Annotated in this window: 18 protein-coding genes and 1 pseudogene; 7 read left to right on the top strand and 12 right to left on the bottom strand. The window is 43.6% G+C overall.

All coding sequences use genetic code 11. The features are described from left to right. Positions 1 to 51: 51 nt before the first annotated feature. Positions 52 to 222 (top strand): LPS translocon maturation chaperone LptM, encoded by a 171-nt coding sequence (lptM, locus tag BHC51_RS06450; protein ID WP_100099241.1) that lies wholly within the window; start codon positions 52 to 54, stop codon positions 220 to 222. Next, the gene (lysA, locus tag BHC51_RS06445) at positions 215 to 1,450 is read left to right on the top strand and encodes a diaminopimelate decarboxylase (protein WP_100153591.1); all 1,236 of its coding nucleotides are present in this window, start codon (positions 215 to 217) and stop codon (positions 1,448 to 1,450) included. Before lptM ends, lysA begins: the two co-directional genes overlap by 8 nt. 658 nt (positions 1,451 to 2,108) lie before the next feature. Here the strand turns inward: lysA and BHC51_RS06440 are convergent. Further along, positions 2,109 to 2,546, bottom strand: a complete 438-nt coding sequence (locus tag BHC51_RS06440) for a GNAT family N-acetyltransferase (protein WP_100099239.1) — start codon at positions 2,544 to 2,546, stop codon at positions 2,109 to 2,111. Positions 2,547 to 3,112: 566 nt separating this feature from the next. Here BHC51_RS06440 and BHC51_RS13305 point away from each other — a divergent pair. From BHC51_RS13305 to BHC51_RS13295, 5 genes and pseudogenes are all read left to right on the top strand, one after another. Then, positions 3,113 to 3,208 (top strand): annotated as a pseudogene (locus BHC51_RS13305) (hypothetical protein); the annotation flags it as partial. Positions 3,209 to 3,243: 35 nt separating this feature from the next. Beyond that, positions 3,244 to 3,654 carry an IS3 family transposase gene (locus tag BHC51_RS06430; protein WP_100153590.1) on the top strand — a complete coding sequence of 137 codons (411 nt, stop codon included), beginning with the start codon at positions 3,244 to 3,246 and terminating at the stop codon, positions 3,652 to 3,654. A gap of 97 nt (positions 3,655 to 3,751) precedes the next feature. Next, positions 3,752 to 3,904 (top strand): transposase family protein, encoded by a 153-nt coding sequence (locus BHC51_RS12945; RefSeq protein WP_218966386.1) that lies wholly within the window; start codon positions 3,752 to 3,754, stop codon positions 3,902 to 3,904. Beyond that, complete coding sequence (locus BHC51_RS13300) at positions 3,901 to 4,122, top strand: integrase core domain-containing protein (protein ID WP_100136180.1); 222 nt, start codon at positions 3,901 to 3,903, stop codon at positions 4,120 to 4,122. Before BHC51_RS12945 ends, BHC51_RS13300 begins: the two co-directional genes overlap by 4 nt. Before the next feature lie 26 nt (positions 4,123 to 4,148). After that, positions 4,149 to 4,298, top strand: a complete 150-nt coding sequence (locus BHC51_RS13295; RefSeq protein WP_180296449.1) for an integrase core domain-containing protein — start codon at positions 4,149 to 4,151, stop codon at positions 4,296 to 4,298. Positions 4,299 to 4,487: 189 nt separating this feature from the next. On the opposite strand, the gene rpsJ is transcribed toward BHC51_RS13295, so the two are convergent. From rpsJ to rplK, 11 genes are all read right to left on the bottom strand, one after another. Further along, the gene (gene rpsJ, locus BHC51_RS06415) at positions 4,488 to 4,799 is read right to left on the bottom strand and encodes a 30S ribosomal protein S10 (RefSeq protein WP_025329903.1); all 312 of its coding nucleotides are present in this window, start codon (positions 4,797 to 4,799) and stop codon (positions 4,488 to 4,490) included. A gap of 18 nt (positions 4,800 to 4,817) precedes the next feature. Next, on the bottom strand, positions 4,818 to 6,008 hold the full coding sequence (gene tuf / locus BHC51_RS06410; protein WP_100090166.1) for an elongation factor Tu: 1,191 nt from the start codon (positions 6,006 to 6,008) through the stop codon (positions 4,818 to 4,820). Between the two features lie 84 nt (positions 6,009 to 6,092). Continuing rightward, positions 6,093 to 8,195, bottom strand: coding sequence for an elongation factor G (gene fusA, locus BHC51_RS06405; protein WP_100100715.1), 2,103 nt, complete (start codon positions 8,193 to 8,195; stop codon positions 6,093 to 6,095). 18 nt (positions 8,196 to 8,213) lie between these two features. Next, a complete protein-coding gene (rpsG, locus tag BHC51_RS06400) occupies positions 8,214 to 8,684 on the bottom strand; it encodes a 30S ribosomal protein S7 (protein WP_100100716.1) in 471 nt (156 codons plus the stop codon). A 92-nt stretch (positions 8,685 to 8,776) separates the two neighbouring features. Then, positions 8,777 to 9,148 (bottom strand): 30S ribosomal protein S12, encoded by a 372-nt coding sequence (rpsL, locus tag BHC51_RS06395; RefSeq protein WP_025329900.1) that lies wholly within the window; start codon positions 9,146 to 9,148, stop codon positions 8,777 to 8,779. A gap of 210 nt (positions 9,149 to 9,358) precedes the next feature. After that, positions 9,359 to 13,534, bottom strand: coding sequence for a DNA-directed RNA polymerase subunit beta' (gene rpoC, locus BHC51_RS06390; protein ID WP_100100717.1), 4,176 nt, complete (start codon positions 13,532 to 13,534; stop codon positions 9,359 to 9,361). A 59-nt stretch (positions 13,535 to 13,593) separates the two neighbouring features. Further along, entirely contained in the window at positions 13,594 to 17,775 is a 4,182-nt protein-coding gene (gene rpoB, locus BHC51_RS06385) for a DNA-directed RNA polymerase subunit beta (protein ID WP_100100718.1), read from the bottom strand. 188 nt (positions 17,776 to 17,963) lie between these two features. Beyond that, a complete protein-coding gene (gene rplL, locus BHC51_RS06380; protein WP_100123158.1) occupies positions 17,964 to 18,335 on the bottom strand; it encodes a 50S ribosomal protein L7/L12 in 372 nt (123 codons plus the stop codon). Between the two features lie 54 nt (positions 18,336 to 18,389). Beyond that, on the bottom strand, positions 18,390 to 18,890 hold the full coding sequence (rplJ, locus tag BHC51_RS06375) for a 50S ribosomal protein L10 (RefSeq protein ID WP_100100720.1): 501 nt from the start codon (positions 18,888 to 18,890) through the stop codon (positions 18,390 to 18,392). A 277-nt stretch (positions 18,891 to 19,167) separates the two neighbouring features. Beyond that, positions 19,168 to 19,863 (bottom strand): 50S ribosomal protein L1, encoded by a 696-nt coding sequence (gene rplA / locus BHC51_RS06370; RefSeq protein WP_100100721.1) that lies wholly within the window; start codon positions 19,861 to 19,863, stop codon positions 19,168 to 19,170. After that, positions 19,864 to 20,295, bottom strand: a complete 432-nt coding sequence (gene rplK / locus BHC51_RS06365; RefSeq protein WP_100100722.1) for a 50S ribosomal protein L11 — start codon at positions 20,293 to 20,295, stop codon at positions 19,864 to 19,866. Between the last annotated feature and the right edge of the window lie 112 nt (positions 20,296 to 20,407).

Genomic DNA, 20,407 nt, shown 5'->3' with positions numbered 1-20,407 from the left:
GTAATGGCCGCCTCACCGCACCAGCCATTTAAACCATAGTGAGCCAGATTAATGCATCGTTTTCTATTTTTAGGTGTGCTTGCAACCAGTTTCCTGTCTGCCTGTGGTTACAAAGGTGACCTGTACTTGCCCAAGGAAGGCGATAAAGCCAAATATGGCGTAATACAAACCGGCCTGACTATCGACCCAATTGACCAGAAAAACCTACCCAAACATGACTGATTACCTGAAATGTGAACAAATACCCTATTCTGCCCTAGCCGCTGAATATGGCACACCACTTTATGTTTACAGCCAGCAGGAAATGACTGCTGCCCTCAACCAGTATCAGCAGGCTTTTGCCTCATTGCAGCCACTTATATGTTATGCAGTCAAGGCCAACAGCAATTTATCCATTCTGCGCCACTTTGCCCGGCTGGGCTGTGGTTTCGACATTGTTTCCGGCGGCGAACTCCAGCGAGTAATAATGGCAGGCGGCGATACGGGAAAAACCATTTTTTCCGGTGTAGGCAAAAGCAGTGCTGAAATTGAATTTGCCCTGAATAATAATATTCGCTGTTTTAACGTTGAATCACTGCCCGAACTAGAACGCATCAACACAATTGCCGCCCGTCTTGGCAAAATTGCCCCGATATCATTACGTATCAACCCAGACGTCAACGCCCATACTCATCCGTATATATCCACCGGATTAAAGGCAAATAAATTTGGCATTGCCTATCATGACGTCATAAAAGCCTATCAGCTGGCTGCTACGTTACCTCATTTAAAAATCACCGGGATTGACTGCCACATCGGTTCCCAGTTAACTGATTTATCTCCATTGATTGAAGCACTTGAACGCATGTTGCTGCTGGTAGATAAACTGGCCGAACACAATATCGAGTTAGAACATATTGATTTAGGCGGTGGCGTAGGTATTGTTTACCAGAACGAAAACGTGCCAGATTTAGCTGCCTACGCAACCGCAGTAGCCAGATTGTTATCCAAACGCAATTTGCAGCTAATGCTGGAACCCGGACGTAGTCTGATTGGTAATGCTGGGGGCTTACTCACCACCGTTGAATATATCAAGCAGGGCGAAGAAAAGAACTTTGTTATTGTAGATGCAGCCATGAATGACCTAATGCGTCCTTCTCTGTATCAGGCCTATCACGGCATTCTGAATGTCAGTTCAACAACAGCAAATGAATTTGTTGCTGACGTGGTGGGACCTATCTGTGAAACCGGTGATTTTCTGGCCAAAGACCGTACTATTGCAGCAACAGCTGGCGATTTATTACTGATTCAAAATGCTGGCGCTTACGCATTCAGCATGGCAAGCAACTACAATACCCGCTGCCGCGCAGCAGAAGTATTAGTTAATGGGACAGAACATCATCTTATTCGGCAGCGTGAAAATCTGCCAGAATTACTAGCAAATGAACAAAATTGCCTTAAAGCAATCTGACTTATAATTAAATTACACCTTTAGCTTAACTTATTACACTTATTTTACACCTTACTTATCCTTGTTTTTGCTGTCTCGAATATCAGTTTTAAAGAAATTAATTTGACTAAAAGGGATATCGGCCATCTAAAAGTGACTTTATGGTATCCCGTCAAAAATGCCTTTTTACCAGCAAGGAGAACTAAATGCTAATCAGACCAGCTGGCCGAATAACATGGTTATTCATCAAGAAGTGAAGTGGATAGCTATTTGGAATTTACTAAAAACTTATTAACTAAGCTCTCTTACACAGTATAACAATAAATTTAACCGTCCATATCCAATAGAAATACTAGATTTTATCTTTTTTATAATCCGTCACCAGCAATGAAATATAACTAAAAAGTGGCTAATGATTTATAACATCGAAAAACCTTCATAAGCTATTAAATAACATCACGACGATCAAGTATAAAGTACAGAAACAGGCAGCACTATTTTCTACATGATTTCTGTGTTAACAATAGAACATTTACCTTATAGATTTGATTTAATGTTCCATCAATTTATGTTTTGAAACCTATTTAAATTAATATATTATCGTAAGAGTAGCAGAACGCTACCTTTATTATCGGCAATACCTTTTAAACGCTACATTTCACTAATAATTATTTAAATTCTATTGTTTTTCTTTTCTCATTCGAATATGTGGGATATTATCTTCTAAGTAAATATCAGAAATTGGAACAAATCCATACAAACCATAAAAGTCTGTTAGATGTGCTTGTGCACTAATAATAATTGGTTTACCTGACATTTGTGTCTTGATCACTGCCAACGTTTTTTCTAATAATTGATGGCCTAACTTCTTGCCACGATAGTTTGGATGAATAATTACCCTACCAAACGTAACTGTTGTATCTTGATCAATTATCCGCGTATACCCAATGATTGTCTGCCCTTCCTGTATCCATGTATGTACAGCCTGCTCATCATAAGCATCTATTTCTTGATAGGGGCAAGTTTGCTCCACTACAAACACAGCAATACGTAATTTGGTAATTTCATAAAATTCTTTGGTTGATAATTCTGAAAATGATTTAACGTAATAGTTCATATAGAAAATCCGTTTTAATACTAAATATATTTAAATACTCGACTCTTTAAATAACTATATAGCACCTGACAATCATATTATAAATTTCCAGTATTCAGTAAATAAATTACGTAGTAGATAATGTTATCTGTCTCAGTGCTTCATACTAATTGTGGTCATATTATCACCTTATACAAATTATTAAGAAAAATATAAATCAGCTCCTTCTGTGTAATATATCCAATTAAATATTCAATGTAACCATTCTAATAATGTACGACCGGATTTGATATAACCTGTAGTTGCATCATGTGATTTTTCCAATTGATAAATATTTTCTGGTAAATTCGAGTTGATTATCAACCCTTATTTTTAATAATATGTGCCTGTTTATTCCGTTAACGCGTAACACTACCGGCAGATAAACTGACTGCAATATCAATTCCAAGCACCTTCAGATTATAGCTATCCCTAAATAGTACTTAGAAAATTTTTTTTATTACTTCACAAATGATTTAAACATGAAAAAAATGACTGAACATCAAATCATATCCATTTTAAAATAAGGTAAAACCAGCGTTGCTGTTAAGGAGCCCTGTCGTAAATATGGTATGGGCAATTCAACTTTCTATAAATGGCGTGATAAATACGGTGGTATAGAAAACTCAGATATCAATGCTTAAAGCAACTGGAAACTGGAAATCGTAAGCTTAAGCAGATGTTTGCCGAGCTTAAAACCCCAGCTTCAGAAGGAAATCATAAAAAAGCTATAGTGCCTACTCAAGCATGTAAAGCCTGTGCTGTACAACTACCAGAAAATCATTCTGTTACTATGGCCATGAGCTGCGCTATTGTTGATTCAAGCCGCTGTGCTTACTATTATCAACTTAAGTTACCGGATGATTCGGTGATTGTGTCGGTACTAAGTGCTATCACAGATAGGCATTTACACTGGGGCTTTCCTAAGTATTTTAATCGTATCAGAAAGCTTGGCTATAACTGGAATCATAAACGTGTTCATCGAATATATTGCCAGTTAAAGCTTAATCTCAGGGTAAAGCGTAAACAACGTATTTTTGCGCGAAGCACAGAAAACCTATCAGTACCGAATAAGCTAGGTGAATGTTAGTCAATGGATTTTATGAGTGACGGCAGTTGCCATCAACGCAGATTTAGAGCCTTCAATGTCATCAATGACTTTAATCGTGAGGCATTAGGCATTGATATTGCAATTAGTTTACCGGCTGGTAGGGTTACCTATTATTTGGGATAAATTGGCCGGATATCATGGCTATCCACTCAAAATACGAGTAGATAACAAACCGGAATTTACCGGAAAAATATTCATTGACTGGGCAAAATCACATGGTAAACCATAGATTATATTCAAGCAGGTAACCCATATCAAAACGGCTATATTAAACGATTTAATCGCACCTATCACACAGATGTACTAGATTTATATCTATTTAATAATCTGGAACAAACAAGAAAGGTAACCGAAAAGTGGCTAACCATTTATAACGCAAGAAGACCTCATGAAGCATTAAATAATATGACGCCAAGTGAGTATAAAACACTAAAACAAGCAGCATAATTTTCTACCTCAGTCTTGTACTAACTTTGGGGTATTTACAATATATTTTTAATAATCTGGAACAGGCAAGAACAATCACCGAAGAATCGCTAACGATATATAACACCGAAAGGCCTAATGAGGCACTGAATAACATGACGCCAATTAAATATAAAACACCAAAACAAGCAATGTAGTTTTTACGCGAGTTGTATACTAGCTATGGGATATTTAATTCTGATTTTAGCCTGCATTATTTTAATTAGGAATTACAATAATTTAGGTATATTTATAGATTAATTTTGATTATATTCATGTAGCAAATGACAAATATAGAAAAACGGACTGGAGAGTCCAGTCCGTTTAAGTATCATTCAATTTAATAATTATTGAACTTTGATTTCTACATCAACACCAGCTGGCAAGTCCAATTTCATCAATGCGTCAGTGGTTTTATCAGTCCAGTCGATAATGTCCATCAGGCGCAAGTGAGTGCGAATTTCCAACTGCTCACGTGAAGTTTTGTTCACGTGTGGAGAACGCAGCAAGTTAAAGCGTTCAATTTTAGTTGGCAAAGGAATAGGACCTTTTACAACTGCACCAGTGCGTTTGGCAGTGTCTACGATTTCTTGAGCAGAACGATCAATCAGAGCGTAGTCATAAGCTTTCAGACGAATACGGATTTTCTGGTTTTTCATATCTATATTCTTCCTAAATTAAGCGATAACTTTAGCAACCACACCGGCACCAACTGTACGGCCACCTTCACGAATCGCAAAGCGTAAGCCTTCTTCCATAGCAATCGGGTGAATCAGTTCTACATCAATAGTTACGTTTTCACCTGGCATTACCATTTCAACACCTTCCGCCAGACTTACTGCGCCTGTTACGTCTGTAGTACGGAAATAGAATTGTGGGCGGTAATTTGCGAAGAATGGAGTATGACGTCCACCTTCTTCTTTGCTCAGTACGTACACTTCTGCTTTGAATTTAGTGTGCGGAGTGATGCTGCCCGGTTTTGCCAATACCTGACCACGTTCTACTTCTTCACGCTTGGTACCACGCAACAATACACCTACATTGTCACCAGCTTGACCTTGATCCAGCAGTTTGCGGAACATTTCCACGCCGGTACAGGTGGTTTTCTGGGTTTCTTTCAGACCAACGATTTCAATTTCGTCGCCTACATTGATTACACCGCGTTCTACACGACCGGTAACTACAGTACCACGACCTGAAATTGAGAATACATCTTCAATCGGCAACAGGAATGGTTTGTCTACTGCACGTTCCGGAGTAGGAATGTAGCTGTCTAATGCATCGGCCAACGCCATGATTGAAGCTTCGCCGATATCAGAAGTATCACCTTCCAATGCTTTCAGTGCAGAACCTTTAATCAATGGAATGTCATCGCCTGGGAATTCATAGCTAGACAGCAGATCACGGATTTCCATTTCTACCAGTTCCAGCAACTCTTCGTCGTCTACCATGTCGCATTTGTTCATGTAAACGATGATGTAAGGTACACCTACCTGACGTGCCAACAGAATGTGCTCACGGGTTTGTGGCATTGGACCATCAGCAGCAGATACCACCAGAATAGCGCCGTCCATCTGTGCAGCACCGGTAATCATGTTTTTCACGTAGTCAGCGTGTCCCGGGCAGTCAACGTGTGCATAGTGACGTTCTGCGGTTTCGTATTCTACGTGTGAAGTATTAATGGTAATGCCGCGGGCTTTTTCTTCCGGAGCATTGTCAATCTGATCGTAAGCTTTCGCTGCACCACCAAATTTCTTGGACAGAATGGTACAAATTGCAGCGGTCAATGTGGTTTTACCATGGTCAACGTGACCGATGGTGCCAACGTTTACGTGCGGTTTGCTCCGCTCGAATTTTTCTTTAGCCATGAGCTAAGTTTCCTTGAATAAAGATCGATTAAAGAACGATGATAACCTGAAAGTACAAGTACTTTCAGGTTATCGGTAAATAAGTTAGCCTTTACGGGCAGCAATAACCTGCTCGGCTACATTATTCGGTGCTTCTGCGTATTTCTTGAATTCCATGGAGTAAGTAGCACGACCCTGAGTAGCAGAACGCAGATCAGTTGAATAACCAAACATTTCTGCCAAAGGTACCTCGGCACGAACTTTCTTGCCACCGATACCATCATCGTCCATACCCAGTACGATGCCACGACGACGGTTCAAGTCGCCCATTACATCGCCCATGTAATCTTCTGGTGTTTCCACTTCAACTGCCATAATCGGTTCCAGTAATACTGGAGACGCTTTGCGCATACCGTCTTTGAATGCCATAGAACCGGCTAATTCAAATGCGATCTGTGAGGAGTCTACATCATGGTAAGAACCGAAAGTCAGGCGCACGCGGATATCCACTACTGGATAACCAGCCAGAATACCGTTGGTCATAGTATCACGGATACCTTTATCCACAGACGGAATAAATTCGCGTGGAATCACACCACCCTTAATTTCGTCAATGAATTCGTAGTTCACACCACCTGGTTCCAATGGTTCCATAGTGATAACCACATGACCATACTGACCTTTACCGCCAGACTGTTTCACGTATTTGGCTTCGGATTCCACCGATTTACGGATGGTTTCACGATAAGCTACCTGCGGAGCACCTACATTGGCCTCTACGCCAAACTCACGTTTCATACGGTCTACAATAATTTCCAGATGCAATTCACCCATACCGGAAATAATGGTTTGACCAGATTCTTCATCCGTTTTTACGCGGAAAGAAGGATCTTCTTTAGCCAACCGGTTCAGAGCCAGACCCATTTTTTCTTGGTCAGCTTTGGTTTTTGGTTCTACAGCAACGTGAATTACTGGCTCTGGAAATTCCATGCGTTCCAGAATGATCGGAGCATCGCTATCACACAGGGTTTCACCAGTAGTTACGTCTTTCAGACCAATTACAGCAGCAATGTCACCGGCACGTACTTCTTCGATTTCATCACGGTCATTGGCTTTCATCTGTACTAGACGACCAATACGTTCTTTAGTGCCTTTAACAGAATTAACTACGGTATCGCCAGATTTCACTACACCTGAATACACGCGAATGAAAGTCAGCTGGCCAACGTATTTGTCGTTCATCAATTTGAACGCCAATGCGGAGAATTTTTCTTCGTCGCTGGCTTTACGGCTGTCTTTTTCACCATCAGGTTTTTCACCAGCTACTGGCGGAATGTCCGTTGGGCTAGGCAGGTACTCAACCACTGCATCCAGCAGGCGCTGTACACCTTTGTTCTTAAAGGCAGAACCACATAATACAGGCTGAATTTCGCCAGCCAGTGTACGTGCGCGCAGCGCTGCAACAATTTCTTCCTCGCTCAGCTCTTCGCCGCCAAGGTATTTTTCCATCAGTTCTTCGTTGGCTTCAGCAGCAGCTTCAACCATTTTTTCGCGCCATTCTTCAGCAACATCTTTCAGATCTGCTGGAATATCTGCATATTCAAATTTCAGACCCTGAGTTGCATCATCCCATACAATCGCGCGCATTTTCAGCAGATCGACTACGCCTTCAAAGCCGTCTTCAGCACCCACTGGAATCACAACCGGTACCGGATTGGCACGCAGACGAGTTTGCATCTGCTCAACCACACGGAAGAAATTGGCACCTTGACGATCCATCTTGTTTACAAAAGCAAGACGTGGCACTTTGTATTTATTCGCCTGACGCCATACAGTTTCAGACTGGGGTTGTACACCACCAACCGCACAGTAAACCATAACTGCGCCGTCTAGTACACGCATAGAACGTTCTACCTCTACGGTAAAGTCTACGTGTCCCGGGGTGTCAATAATGTTCAGGCGGTGTTCTTTGAACTGGCCAGCCATACCTTTCCAAAAGGTAGTTACAGCAGCAGAAGTAATGGTAATACCGCGTTCTTGTTCCTGCTCCATCCAGTCGGTGGTGGCCGCACCGTCATGTACTTCACCCAGTTTGTGGGTCATGCCGGTGTAAAACAGAATACGTTCTGAAGTGGTGGTTTTACCAGCATCAATGTGTGCAGAAATACCGATATTACGGTATTGTTCAATAGGGGTTTTACGAGCCACGATAATTGCCTTTCTGCATTAAAAGCGGAAGTGAGAGAAGGCCTTATTGGCTTCAGCCATACGATGTACTTCCTCACGTTTTTTCAATGCGCCGCCGCGGCCTTCAGCCGCATCAATTAGTTCACCAGCCAGACGCAAATCCATGGATTTCTCACCGCGTTTACGAGCCGCGTCACGCACCCAGCGCATAGCCAAAGCTAAACGGCGCTCGGCACGAACCTCAACAGGAACTTGATAATTTGCACCACCAACACGACGGCTTTTTACTTCTACAACCGGCTTGGCATTGGCAATGGCTTCGTTAAACACTTCAATGGCTTCTTTGCCGGTTTTCTTTGCAATCTGTTCCAAAGCACCGTATACAATGCGTTCGGCTACAGATTTTTTACCGTCAATCATCAGCACATTCATGAATTTAGATAATTCGATACTGCCGAATTTCGGATCTGGCAATATGTCACGTTTTGGTACTTCTCTACGTCTTGGCATTTCAATTTCCTTAAACTATTCAGCTGGGCATTGCCCACGAATATTTATGTAAATATTCACTTACTCGACAGATATTCTGCCGATGCGTCCACTTATTTAGGACGTTTAGCACCGTATTTAGAACGGGATTGTTTGCGGTCTTTTACACCAGCAGTGTCTAAAGAACCACGAACGGTGTGATAACGCACACCTGGCAAGTCTTTTACACGACCGCCACGAATCAGCACTACGCTGTGTTCTTGCAGATTGTGGCCTTCACCACCGATATATGAAATCACTTCATAACCGTTGGTCAGACGCACTTTGCAGACTTTACGCAAAGCTGAGTTAGGTTTTTTCGGGGTAGTAGTGTATACACGGGTGCATACACCACGCTTCTGAGGGCAAGCCTCTAATGCAGGTACTTTGTTGACGTAAACCGGAGCCTGACGTCCTTTGCGTACCAATTGGTTGATAGTAGGCATATTTTCTCTTTATCCTGTTGAGTCAATACATGCCGACACCATGCCGGCAAAGTGTTCAATTTTAGCATTTCAAGACATTGCTGGTCAAGATTTTCCAATTTTAAATCTAGTTAATCTGCTAGAAAAACAACAATGTAAGGATCCGTATATAAAACAAAACCGCTGAAAGCTATTCAGCGGTTTTGTTCTGATTACAGCAAATATTCAAGCTTATTCGCTTTTATCTGCTGCTTCAGCAGCTACCTGTTGCTGCCATTTCTGACGACGGCTGCGGTGATAAGTCAAGCCTGTACCGGCTGGAATCAGGCGACCCACAATCACATTTTCTTTCAAGCCGCGTAAATCGTCGCGTTTACCCATAATTGCTGCTTCAGTCAACACACGAGTAGTTTCCTGGAAGGAAGCCGCAGAGATAAATGAATCGGTAGACAATGATGCTTTAGTAATACCCAGCAATACATTATCAAAGCGTACCGGCTCTTTACCCTCAGCCAGCAATTTTTCATTAGCAATCATCACATCACCACGTTCAACCTGCTCGCCGGTGATGAAGTGGCTATCACCAGCATCGGCGATATTCACTCGACGCAGCATCTGACGAATAATCACTTCGATGTGCTTGTCGGAAATCTTCACACCTTGCAGACGATATACCTCTTGTACTTCCTGCACAATGTAACGCGCCAATGCTTCAATACCCTGCAAGCGCAGAATATCATGCGGATCAACTGCACCATCCACAATGACTTCACCACGATTGACTACCTGACCATCGTGCACCAGTACCTGTTTTTCTTTAGAAATCAAGGTTTCATAAGCAACACCATCTGCATCTGTAATGATCAGACGTTGCTTACCTTTGGTTTCCTTACCAAATGATACAGTACCGGTTACTTCAGCCAGCATACCGACATCTTTCGGCGTACGTGCTTCGAATAACTCAGCTACACGTGGCAAACCACCGGTAATGTCGCGGGTTTTAGATGAAGCCTGTGGAATACGAGCCAACACATCACCCTTACCTACTTCCTGTCCTTCGCGTACAGTAATCACCGCACCCACTGGGAAAGCCATGGAAACAGCAGTCTCACTACCAGCCATACGAATTTCTTCGCCCTTTTCATCCAGCAGTTTAACGGTTGGACGTAATAGTTTAGACTGGGTGGACGAACGACGTTTACCATCAATCACCACCAGTGTGGACAAACCGGTTACATCGTCGGTTTGTTTCGCCACTGTCACACCTTCTTCGATATTTTCGAAGCGAACGCGACCGGCAAACTCGGTAATCATCGGACGGGTATGCGGATCCCAGGTAGCCAATGTCTGACCAGCTTTCACCACACCACCATCTTTAACCTGCAATAAGGCACCGTAAGGTACTTTATGACGCTCACGCTCACGACCAATATCGTCATGAATCACGATTTCGGATGAACGGCCGATGACAACCAGTTCACCTTTATTGTTGGCCACATAACGCATCTGACTGGAGAAGCGCACAGTGCCACCTGATTTTGCTTCTACCTGACTGGCAGCAGCTGCTCGGGAAGCGGCACCACCAATGTGGAATGTACGCATGGTCAACTGGGTACCTGGTTCACCAATGGACTGCGCCGCTATTACACCAACTGACTCACCGGCATTAACCAATTTACCTCGCGCCAGATCACGTCCATAACATTTAGCACATAAACCGTGACGAGTCTTACAAGTGATCGGAGTGCGCACTTTGATTTCATCGACACCGGAATTATCAATCAGCTCTACCAGACTTTCATTTAATAAAGTACCAGCATCTACTAATGTTGCACCACTGGTTGGATCTACTACATCTTCTGCGGTTACACGACCCAATACACGGTCACGCAGTGATTCGATAATATCCCCGCCCTGTACCACTGCTTTCATTACAAAGCCATCGTTGGTACCACAATCATTTTCTACCACTACCAAATCTTGAGTCACATCTACCAGACGACGAGTCAGATAACCGGAGTTAGCGGTTTTCAATGCGGTATCGGCCAGACCTTTACGCGCACCGTGGGTAGAAATAAAGTACTGTAATACTGTCAGACCTTCACGGAAGTTTGAAGTAATCGGTGTTTCGATGATGGAACCGTCTGGTTTCGCCATCAAGCCACGCATACCTGATAACTGTTTAATCTGCGCTGCGGAACCACGAGCACCGGAATCAGCCATCATGTAGATGGAGTTGAACGATTCCTGATCAACCAGATTGCCTTCACGGTCAACAACTTTCTGGGTTGACAGATTATCCATCATCGCCTTGGCAATCTTGTCACCGGTACGACCCCAGATATCGACAACTTTATTGTAACGTTCGCCATTGGTTACCAGCCCCTGACGATACTGGTCTTCGATCTCCTTGACTTCAGCATTGGCTTCAGCCAGAAACTGTGGTTTGCTTTCCGGCACCAGCATATCGTCAACACAAATGGAGATACCAGCACGGGTAGAGAAAGCATAACCGGTATACATCAGATGGTCGGCAAAAATCACTGTATCGCGCAAGCCGCAGCGACGGAATGAAGCATTAATCAGCTTGGAAATTTCTTTTTTCTTCAGCGTCTTATTAATATGCTCGAATGACAGACCTTTTGGTAGGATTTCTGACAGCAGCGCACGACCAACTGTGGTTTCATAACGGTTTACTACTGGTACAAACTCATCCTGTCCGTTTTTCACCCATTCGCGCAAACGTACGGTAATTTTGGTACCCAACTCCACCTGACGGGTCTGGTAAGCGCGATGTACTTCTTTCACATCAGCAAACAGGCTACCTTCACCTTTACCATTAATCTTGTCTCGGGTCATATAGTACAGACCCAATACAATATCCTGTGAAGGTACAATAATCGGGTCACCATTGGCAGGTGATAACACGTTGTTAGAAGCCAGCATCAAAGTGCGCGCTTCCATCTGTGCTTCCAGACTCAATGGTACGTGTACGGCCATTTGGTCACCGTCAAAGTCGGCATTAAATGCGGTACATACCAATGGGTGCAACTGGATTGCCTTACCTTCAATCAGAATCGGTTCAAAGGCCTGAATACCTAAGCGGTGTAGGGTTGGTGCACGGTTCAGCAGAATTGGATGTTCACGGATAACATCTTCCAGAATATCCCATACAATCGGTTCTTCCTGTTCCACCATTTTTTTGGCTTTTTTAATGGTGGTTACTGTTGGATCGAGTTGTTCCAGTTTGTGGAAAATAAACGGCTTGAACAGTTCCAGAGCCATTTTCTTTGGCAAACCACATTGGTGCAGACGCAGGTAAGGACCTACAGTAATCACTGAACGGCCAGAATAGTCCACACGTTTACCCAGCAGGTTCTGACGGAAACGACCACCTTTACCTTTAATCATATCAGCCAATGATTTCAGTGGACGTTTGTTGGCGCCGGTCATGGCTTTACCACGACGACCATTGTCCAGCAGAGAATCAACTGCTTCCTGTAACATGCGTTTTTCATTACGCACGATGATGTCCGGCGCACGCAATTCCAGCAAGCGTTTCAAACGATTATTACGGTTGATGACGCGGCGATACAAGTCATTCAGATCCGAAGTAGCAAACCGGCCACCATCCAGCGGTACCAGCGGACGCAAGTCCGGCGGCAATACTGGCAGCACGTCCATAATCATCCACTCTAGCTTCATACCGGAGCGCTGAAATGCTTCCAACACTTTCAAGCGTTTAGCAATTTTCTTGATTTTAGTGTCAGAGCTAGTGGACTCAAGCTCTTGGCGCAATACAGTCACTTCATGCGCGATATCCATGGCCCGCAATAAGTCGCGAATGCCTTCTGCACCCATCTTGGCTTCAAAATCACCACCAAATTCTTCATATTTGCTGATGTATTCTTCTTCACTGAGTAATTGACGCGGTTGCAATGAGGTCAGACCGGGGTCAGTCACCACATAAGCTTCAAAATATAGAATACGTTCGATATCACGCAAAGTCATATCTAATACCATCCCCAGACGGGATGGCAGCGACTTCAGAAACCAGATATGCGCAACCGGTGCTGCTAGCTCAATATGCCCCATGCGCTCGCGGCGCACTTTGGATAAAGTTACTTCAACACCACATTTTTCACAGGTCACACCACGAAATTTCAGGCGTTTGTATTTACCACACAAACATTCATAATCTTTAATGGGACCAAAGATTTTGGCACAGAACAGGCCGTCACGTTCCGGTTTGAAGGTACGGTAATTAATCGTTTCCGGCTTTTTCACTTCACCGTATGACCAAGAACGAATGGTATCCGGCGAAGCAATGCCGATTTTGATTGCATCAAATTCTTCTTCGGCACTGACATTTTGCAGCGGATTAAATAAGTCTGATAAAGCTTTCATATTTGCTCCTGACGATGCCGCATGCAGCATCTACACATACTGCATGCGACCGGTGTCGGTTAGTAACGTTCCAAATCCATATCCAAGCCCAAAGAGCGAATTTCTTTCAGTAACACATTGAAAGATTCCGGCATACCGGCGTCAATCTTGTATTCGCCTTTAACGATGTTCTCATACATTTTGGTACGGCCGGTGACATCATCTGATTTCACAGTCAACATTTCCTGCAAGGTATAAGCAGCACCATAAGCTTCCAGTGCCCATACCTCCATCTCACCAAAACGCTGACCACCAAACTGAGCTTTACCACCCAATGGCTGCTGTGTTACCAGACTGTACGGACCTGTAGAACGAGCATGCATTTTCTCATCAACCAAATGGTGCAGTTTGAGGTAATGCATTACCCCAACGGTGACCTTACGGTCAAAGGCCTCACCGGTACGGCCATCATACAGAGTCATCTGAGTACGGGTATCGTTGAAACCAAGTTTCTGGATTTCCGGATCATCTTCCGGATAAGCCAGCGCTAGCATGTTTTTAATTTCAGCTTCTTCCGCACCATCAAATACCGGCGTAGCTACAGTCATACCTTTACGCAGGTGCTGTGCCAGATTAATGATTTCATCGTCATTAAACTGCGATAAATCTTCTTTCTTACCACTGCTGTTATACACTTTCTCAAGGAAAGCACGAATATCATCAGCAGCACGTTTCTCTGTCAGCATGCGGTCAATCCGTTCACCTATACCTTTTGCTGCCCAGCCCAGATGTACTTCAAGAATCTGACCGATATTCATGCGACTTGGTACGCCCAGCGGATTCAACACAATATCGACAGAACGACCATCAGCCATGTATGGCATATCTTCTACTGGCAGAATACGTGATACCACACCTTTATTACCGTGACGACCAGCCATCTTGTCACCAGCTTTCAGACGTCGTTTGATGGCAATAAATACTTTTACCATCTTCTGTACGCCCGGCTGCAATTCATCACCCTGAGTGAGTTTTTTCTTTTTGATTTCGTACTGGGCATCTGATTCTTCGTGTTTGGCCTGCAAACTTTCTTTAATCAGTTCCACCTGTTTAGCGATACTTTCATCGCTCAGACGAATATCAAACCAGTCATGCCGGCTTGGCAATGATGTGAGGTATTCTTTGGTGACTTCAGCACCTTTAGCCAGTTTCAATGGTCCGCCGTTAACTTTCTGTCCCATAATCAGACGTTCGATACGGTCAAAAGCATCGTCATTGAAAATGCGTAATTGGTCAGTCAGATTCTGGCGGTAACGTTTCAGCTCTGCATCAATAATCGCTTTTGCGCGTTTGTCACGCTCAATGCCTTCACGCGTAAATACCTGTACATCAATAACGGTACCACTCATACCAGTAGGCATACGCAAAGAAGTATCTTTTACATCGCTGGCTTTTTCACCAAAAATGGCGCGTAACAGTTTTTCTTCCGGGGTTAATTGAGTTTCACCTTTGGGTGTTACCTTACCCACCAGTACATCACCAGCTTCTACTTCAGCACCAATGTAAACAATACCGGATTCATCCAGACGATTCTGCATGCGTTCTGACAAATTCGGGATATCGCGGGTAATTTCTTCTGCACCCAGTTTAGTATCACGAGATACAACATTCAGTTCTTCGATATGAATGGAAGTATATCGGTCGCCAGCAACTACCCGTTCTGAAATCAGAATTGAGTCTTCATAGTTGTAACCATTCCAAGGCATGAAAGCGATGGTCATGTTCTGACCCAGCGCCAACTCACCCAAATCAGTAGAAGCCCCATCGGCAATTACATCACCACGTGCAATGACATCGCCTTTCTGTACGGCTGGCCGTTGATTAATGTTGGTAGACTGGTTGGAGCGGGTAAATTTCACTAAGTTGTAAATATCCACACCTACTTCACCAGCAGTTGCTTCGTCATCATTGACACGCACCACAACACGGTTAGCATCGACATACTCAACCACACCGCCACGACTGGCTGCAATCGCTGTTGCACTATCAATCGCAACTGAGCGTTCAATACCAGTACCCACTAATGGTTTTTCTGCACGCAGACAGGGCACTGCCTGACGTTGCATGTTGGCACCCATCAATGCACGGTTCGCATCATCGTGTTCCAAAAATGGAATCAATGAAGCAGCAACAGAAACTACCTGACCGGTAGCCACATCCATGTACTGTACACGGTCAGGTGTCGCCATAATGGTTTCACCTTTTTCACGACAGGTTACCAAATCACCGATAATACGGCCTTCGTTATCCAGATCGGCATTAGCCTGCGCAATAACAAAGCGACCTTCTTCGATTGCAGACAGATAGTCAATATCATTGGTTACTTTGCCATCTACTACACGACGATAAGGTGTCTCGAGAAATCCATATTTATTGGTACGGGCGTAAACAGCCAGTGAATTAATCAAACCAATATTCGGACCTTCCGGTGTTTCAATCGGACATACGCGACCATAATGGGTTGGATGTACGTCACGCACCTCAAAACCGGCACGTTCACGAGTTAACCCCCCCGGGCCCAAGGCAGATACACGACGTTTATGAGTTACTTCAGACAGTGGATTCGTCTGATCCATGAACTGTGACAACTGGCTAGAACCAAAAAATTCTTTAATGGCAGCAGAAACGGGTTTGGCATTAATCAGGTCATGCGGCATCAGATTTTCTGACTCTGCCTGATTTAGGCGTTCTTTTACAGCACGCTCTACACGTGACAGACCGCTGCGGAACTGATTTTCAGCCAGTTCTCCAACAGAACGCACACGACGGTTGCCCAAATGGTCAATATCATCCACTTCACCATGACCATTGCGCAATTCAACCAGAGTGGCAATTACGGATACAATATCCGGAATTGTCAGCACATGACCGCCTTTTTCATCAGCATCTGCGAAAGTCTCATTCATCAGCCTGCCATACCATGATTGCTGCTGTGCTTCCAACAACTTCTGTTGATAGGTACGGGTATTAAATTTCATCCGGCCAACACGAGACAAATCATAACTATCTTCGCTGAAGAACAGACGGTTAAACAACGCTTCCACCGCATCTTCGGTTGGAGGTTCGCCTGGGCGCATCATGCGATAGATGGCAATACGCGCAGCTTGTTGTCCTTCAATTTCGTCTGTACGCAGGGTATTGGAAACATAACCTCCTTGATCCAGATCATTGATATACAGAGTGGAAATCTCTTTAATTCCCTGAATATCAAATTGCGCCAATAACTCTTCAGTGATTTCATCATTGGTTTTGGCCAGTATCTCACCAGTATCAGGCACAATAACATCAGTAGCCAGCACTTTGCCAATCAGGCTTTCTGGTTCAACTTCTAACCATTTAATGTCTGCTGCAACAAGATCACGGATATTTTTGGCATTGATGCGCTTACCCTTCTGTACCAATACCTTACCATCTTTATCAACCAGATCGAACTTAGCTGTTTCACCTTTCAGGCGTGACGGTATCAGGTTAGTATGCACACCATCTCTAGATAAGAAATATTGTTCTTTATCGTAGAACATATTCAGGATCTGTTCGGATGTAAAACCTAATGCTTTCAGTAAGATTGTCACCGGCATTTTCCGGCGGCGGTCAATACGGAAATAAAGCAAATCTTTTGGATCAAACTCAAAATCAAGCCATGAACCACGATAAGGAATAATACGAGCTGAAAACAGCAATTTGCCTGAAGAATGTGACTTACCACGATCATGTTCGAAAAATACACCGGGAGATCGGTGTAACTGCGACACAATCACACGCTCAGTACCATTGATAATGAATGAACCACTTGGTGTCATCAGTGGAATTTCACCCATGTATACTTCATTTTCGCGAACTTCCTTAACCACATTCGGTTTGGATGACTCTTTGTCCAGAATAACCAGCCGGATACGTGCCCGCAATGGTGCAGCATAAGTAATACCACGCAGCTGACATTCAGGGATATCAAACAACGGTTCACCTAATACATAATGAGTGAATTCCAGACGAGCATAACCATTATGACTGATAATAGGAAAAATAGACTGGAAAGCCGCCTGAAGACCAATGTCTGCACGTTGGTCATAAGGAGTTTCCATCTGCAAAAACTGTGTATAAGAATCCAACTGCGTAGCCAATAAAAACGGCACTTCCAATACATTGGCGCGTTTGGCAAAGCTTTTACGGATACGTTTTTTTTCAGTAAAAGAGTAGGACATGGACAGTCTCCAGTAGGGAGGTTTGGCAAGTAAGGTTTTATAAATACTTAAGACAACTGTTAAGATAAATTAGGAAAAATTATGTAAATAATAGTTTATTTTGTAAATATTTATAAAACTTCACTTTAGCTAGACAAGCGAAAGCAGGCTGGTAGCCTAAGCTACCAGCCTGTAAAACACAACTGTAATTACTTGATTTCGACAGAAGCGCCAGCTTCTTCCAGTTGTTTTTTAATGTCGTCGGCTTCAGCTTGAGAAACACCTTCTTTAAGGGTTTTAGGAGCACCGTCAACCAGATCTTTAGCTTCTTTAAGACCCAAGCCTGTGATGGCACGAACCACTTTAATCACGCCAACTTTTTGTGCACCGGCAGAAGTCAATACAACGTCAAACTCGGTTTTTTCTTCAGCAGCAGTTGAAGCGTTACCATTGCCATTAGAAACTGCCAGAGCAGCTGCAGAAACACCAAATTTTTCTTCAAAAGCTTTAACCAAATCGTTCAATTCCATAACGGTCAGGTTACCAACTGCTTCCAAGATGTCTTCTTTAGTAATAGCCATGCTATTAAACTCCAATAATTGAGAATGAAAATTTAAATATATAGGGGATGAAAATTATGCAGCTTCTTCGCCGGCTTTTTTCTCTGCCAGAGCAGCCAGTGCACGGGCAAAGCCAGAAACAGGTGCTTGCATAATACCCAGCAATTTCGCCAGCAATTCTTCACGGCTCGGAATAGAAGCAAGTTCTGCTACCTGAGCTACATCCAGCAATTCACCATTGTATGAACCTGCTTTCAGTACGATTTTTTCATCTTTTTTCGAGAACTGGTGCAGTACTTTTGCAGCAGCAACCGGGTCTTCAGACACCGCATACACCAAAGGACCAACCATTTGGTCAGCCAGGTCTGCGAATGAAGTACCTTCAACAGCGCGACGAGCTAATGTGTTTTTCAACACATGCAGGTATACACCTGCTTTACGAGCATTGGCACGCAGTTCGGTCATGCTAGCAACACTGATACCACGGTACTCGGCAAGAACCATAGTTTGTGCATTAGCGATTGCTGCTGCAATTTCGGCTACGGCTGCTTGCTTGGTTTCAATATTGAGACTCAAGGTCTACCTCCCACTGTTTTTAAACAGAGTAATACAAAGCATTACTCCACCCAGCGCGGCAACCCAAAAAGACATCCGTAAGCAAAGCTTACACAAGATTATCTGGGACTACCGTCTGCGTAGGGTTAGTTTTTAAAATCCGCATCACCACTACAGATTCCCTACGGTCTTGGACATCTACTTATTTCTAAGTAGCCCGGCATATAAATGTGGCACATTTATATGAATTTTGATGACAGCCTGAGCTAAAACCAGACTGCCAATAGCAATATATTGCTTAGCTGTTTACAGAAGCACTGTCAATACGCAGACCGGCACCCATAGTGCTAGATACTGCAATTTTACGCAGATACTGCCCTTTAGCTGCTGCTGGTTTGGCTTTAACAATTGCATCCAATAAAGCATTGAAGTTTTCACGCAAGTCAGCAGCTTCAAAAGAAGCACGTCCAATAGTTGCATGCACAATACCCGCTTTGTCAGTACGATACTGTACCTGACCAGCCTTGGCATTTTTCACAGCTTCAGCTACATTTGGGGTAACAGTACCAACTTTTGGATTTGGCATCAGGCCACGTGGGCCCAGAATAGTACCCAATTGACCAACTACACGCATAGCGTCAGGAGAAGCAATAACAACGTCAAAATTCAGATTGCCTGCTTTTACTTCAGCAGCCAGATCGTCAAATCCTACTACATCAGCACCAGCTGCTTTAGCAGCTTCAGCATTGGCACCCTGAGTAAATACAGCTACACGTACGGTTTTACCGGTACCTTTAGGCAGTACTACTGAACCACGGATTACCTGATCGGATTTACGTGCATCTACACCCAAATTAAAAGATACATCAATCGATTCATCAAATTTAGCTGTAGCATTGGCTTTTACCAAATTCAATGCTTCATCAATAGCATACAATTTATTGGTTTCAACAGCAGCACGAATTGTCTGCATACGTTTAGAAAGTTTTGCCATTTACACACCCTCCACATCTAAACCCATTGAACGGGCACTACCAGCGATGGTGCGTACAGCTGCATCCAGATCCGCAGCAGTTAAGTCAGGCTCTTTAGCCTTGGCAATTTCTTCCAGTTGTGCACGAGACACTTTACCAACCTTTTGTGTCAGCGGATTAGAGCTACCTTTTTGCAGTCCAGCGGCTTTTTTCAGCAAAATAGAGGCTGGCGGGGTTTTCATTACAAAGGTAAATGATTTATCTGCAAATGCAGTAATCACTACTGGAACCGGCAAGCCTGGCTCTACATTTTGTGTAGCAGCATTAAATGCTTTACAGAATTCCATGATATTCAGACCGCGCTGACCCAAAGCCGGGCCTACCGGAGGAGATGGATTGGCTTTACCTGCAGGAATCTGCAGTTTGATGTAGCCTATAATTTTTTTTGCCACTTGATTTAGACTCCAAATAAACGGGTATGACGCAGCAAATGCTGCTTCCCAAAAGCAAGACCCGTGATTATAAAGAAAATTTCTTTTCCTTACAAGCACAGGTTAAGTTGTG

Origin of the sequence: Snodgrassella alvi (genome assembly GCF_002777745.1) — a bacterium.
GTDB lineage: Bacteria > Pseudomonadota > Gammaproteobacteria > Burkholderiales > Neisseriaceae > Snodgrassella > Snodgrassella alvi_D.
This window is presented reverse-complemented; position numbering and strand designations above follow the sequence as displayed.

Excerpts from the sequence above, each read along its gene's own strand:
- rpoB (WP_100100718.1), bottom strand. The coding sequence starts at position 17,775 with ATGTCCTACTCTTTTACTGAAAAAAAACGTATCCGTAAAAGCTTTGCC.
- lptM (WP_100099241.1), top strand. The coding sequence starts at position 52 with ATGCATCGTTTTCTATTTTTAGGTGTGCTTGCAACCAGTTTCCTGTCT.
- rpsG (WP_100100716.1), bottom strand. The coding sequence starts at position 8,684 with ATGCCAAGACGTAGAGAAGTACCAAAACGTGACATATTGCCAGATCCG.
- rpsJ (WP_025329903.1), bottom strand. The coding sequence starts at position 4,799 with ATGAAAAACCAGAAAATCCGTATTCGTCTGAAAGCTTATGACTACGCT.
- BHC51_RS06430 (WP_100153590.1), top strand. The coding sequence starts at position 3,244 with ATGTTTGCCGAGCTTAAAACCCCAGCTTCAGAAGGAAATCATAAAAAA.
- BHC51_RS06440 (WP_100099239.1), bottom strand. The coding sequence starts at position 2,546 with ATGAACTATTACGTTAAATCATTTTCAGAATTATCAACCAAAGAATTT.
- lysA (WP_100153591.1), top strand. The coding sequence starts at position 215 with ATGACTGATTACCTGAAATGTGAACAAATACCCTATTCTGCCCTAGCC.
- rplL (WP_100123158.1), bottom strand. The coding sequence starts at position 18,335 with ATGGCTATTACTAAAGAAGACATCTTGGAAGCAGTTGGTAACCTGACC.
- tuf (WP_100090166.1), bottom strand. The coding sequence starts at position 6,008 with ATGGCTAAAGAAAAATTCGAGCGGAGCAAACCGCACGTAAACGTTGGC.
- rpoC (WP_100100717.1), bottom strand. The coding sequence starts at position 13,534 with ATGAAAGCTTTATCAGACTTATTTAATCCGCTGCAAAATGTCAGTGCC.
- rplA (WP_100100721.1), bottom strand. The coding sequence starts at position 19,863 with ATGGCAAAACTTTCTAAACGTATGCAGACAATTCGTGCTGCTGTTGAA.
- rpsL (WP_025329900.1), bottom strand. The coding sequence starts at position 9,148 with ATGCCTACTATCAACCAATTGGTACGCAAAGGACGTCAGGCTCCGGTT.